Annotated in this window: 1 protein-coding gene and 1 tRNA gene; both read left to right on the forward strand. The window is 51.4% G+C overall.

Going from position 1 to position 2,748, the window contains the following annotated elements; all coding sequences use genetic code 11:
* The first annotated feature begins 363 nt into the window (after positions 1-363).
* Positions 364-453 (forward strand) — tRNA-Ser (locus CLV88_RS22760).
* Between the two features lie 386 nt (positions 454-839).
* Entirely contained in the window at positions 840-2,516 is a 1,677-nt protein-coding gene (locus CLV88_RS22765) for a sulfatase-like hydrolase/transferase (RefSeq protein ID WP_106610698.1), read from the forward strand.
* The last annotated feature ends 232 nt before the right edge of the window (positions 2,517-2,748 follow it).

Genomic DNA, 2,748 nt, shown 5'->3' on the forward strand with positions numbered 1-2,748 from the left:
CCCGTCGCAATGTTCTTCCTAATGCAAAAACACTTCATCGCTGGACTAACTCTCGGAGCCGTCAAATAATGACCAAAATAACTTTCATTGGCGCCAGTGAGAATGTGGCTGTTTTCGACGCGCCTTAATGTTGAATGACGTTAGAGTGTCATTCGCCGTGAGTGAAGATCCACTCAATGCGCTTGGAAAGTCAGATTTTGGGAGTTTGGGTGATGTTTCCGAGCTTTTCGGCCACACACTTTTGGAGCGTGCCAACGATGTCTGCGTTGCATTGAAACAGGCCAAGAGGCGGGATAAAGTTTTTTTCGCCAAAGCACATTTTGGCCTTGTTCACACTGTCTCTGGGGCTGTATAGCGGTCGACGGAGACGTGGCCGAGTGGTCGAAGGCGCTCCCCTGCTAAGGGAGTATACCGGGAACGGTATCGAGGGTTCGAATCCCTTCGTCTCCGCCATTAAACTAAATTTAACTATTTTAAATCAATACATTAATAGTGTATGCCTTATATTCATCCCCCATTTTATCCTCCATTGTTAATTTGAGTATTGGGATTGGGGGCGGGTCAAACGATAGTCCATTTAGGAGTGAGACCGCGTGAATAGCCAAATTCTTACATGGTCGAAATTAGGAGTTTGTAAATCTGGACGTCCGCTATCCGCTCCTAAGCTGTCACCTGACCAAAAGACTCAGATGACCGCTTTGAGCCCATTGCGGACTTTCGATTGATTGCTATGCAAAGGTCGTGATGTCTCGAATGTCGCCGAAATTATGTGTGTTGCAACACATGACCGATGCGTCGAAAGTGGCTAAAACCGATTTCGACAAACAGGGAGCCTTATGATGAGAAACTTGGTGATTCTCAGTTTTGTTTTCGCCTCGGCAAGCGTTGCCTCTGCACAAGAAACGCCGATTCAACATGATGCCGAACACTATTTGCTGCTTGAGCAGCATGCGGATAAATGGGCCGCTGAGGACAGTAAAATCAGCGAGACCCTGGAAGAAATCAGAACGGCGCAGAACGGTAAACCGCCAAACATCGTCTATATCCTGCTTGACGACCTTGGGTTCGGCGAAATTGGCATGCCCGATCTCGACGTTATCCGGGGATATAGTACTCCGAATATTTCGGAATTGGCGGATGAGGGTCTGTCCTTCATGCGCATGTATACAGAGCCAACATGCACACCGACACGCGTTGCCATGATGACTGGTCGCTATGCCGTGCGAACAGGCACGTCAGAGGCAAAGTCGGTTGTGTCAGGCGATGGCCTTAGCGCATGGGAAACAACGATTGCCGAAGTGCTGAGCCAGCGCGGCTATGAGAACGTCCACCTCGGCAAATGGCACTTGGGCGATATCGAAGAATCATTCGCGTTCAATCAGGGGTTTGATTACGCCGAGCATCCTGTCCATCAGCAAGGACAGATGGCGATTATGAATGCCGACGCGGAACTAGCAGGTGCATCTGCCGCCATAGCGCCTCACTTACGCACCGACACGTATGAACTCGATGCGGGATTTCGCGTGAAACCGCATTCGATGGTCTATGGGATCATTGGTGAAAAGGGCGGCACAGCCCGGGAAGTCAATTTTGAGCCCGGAGAGGTCTTCACGCAAGAGCACTACATGCACATGGAAGAGAACTATAAAAACCGGGTTCTCGAGGAAATTGAACGTCTTGCGGACGGAGACAAGCCTTTCTTCCTGAACTATTGGCCACAACTGCCGATCACTCTGACGCTCGGCAACATCGATCAGGCGCAGACCCTGAACGGTGGCCCGATGGCCGAGTCCATCGCAATGGTAGACGGGTGGATCGGCGAAATTCTCGATAAGATCGACCAAGTTGGGATCGCGGAAAACACCATTGTGATCGTGATGGGCGACAATGGCCCGTTCATGCAATATCGTTGGCGCAGCGGCCAAAACGACCGCATCTATCGCGGCGGTAAAAACCAACATCTTGAAGGCGGAGTCAGGGTAAACGCTTTCATGCGCTGGCCCGCAGCTATCGAAGGTGGATCGCGTGTTCAGGACATTGTGCACGTCACCGACCTGTTCACGACCCTGTCCCGGCTTTCTGACGCCGATCAATACATCCCAAGGGACCGTTTGATCGACGGCGTGGACCAGTCACCGTTGATCTTTATGGGCGACACGAACGGGCGGCGCGATTACGTGTTTGTCTACGAAGGCCCAACGCTTCGTTCCATTGTCAAACAGCAGTTCAAATTCCATCTGCCCGAACCCGGAGCGAACCCAATCGCGGCACCTGTTTTTGACCTGTATAAGGACAGCCGTGAAGAGAGAGTCGACACGTCTCAGACCATTCCGCTCGGTGTGGGTTATGGCGGGTTATTCGTAGATATGATGAAGCGGCACCTGGGTTGGAAAATGAAGTATCCGGACAGAGAGCCGGGTCGTGATGTCCCCTATGGTGGAATCGAAAATCTTCGACCGGAAACACAGGAACTCGTTAATCGGTTCGTGTTTGTGCGCGAACTCATGAGTAGATAATGCTGTGCACAGGAGCGGGTACGGCCTGACCACGCTTTCCCACGTTGGACTTTCGCTGAAACGACCTGCCGTACTTTGAGCAAACTGTTTCGCCAACGCCTCTTCCTAGCCAACTCGGCGAACGGCAGTTTTGTCCGGAGGCTGTGTGAAAACTCCCCCATTCTGACCGGACTGATGGTATAATTTCTGTATTTGGTACGGAGGTTGTTGATGACGCAATTTATCGAGGGTC

This window comes from Shimia abyssi (genome assembly GCF_003014475.1).
GTDB classification, from domain to species: Bacteria; Pseudomonadota; Alphaproteobacteria; order Rhodobacterales; family Rhodobacteraceae; genus Shimia; species Shimia abyssi.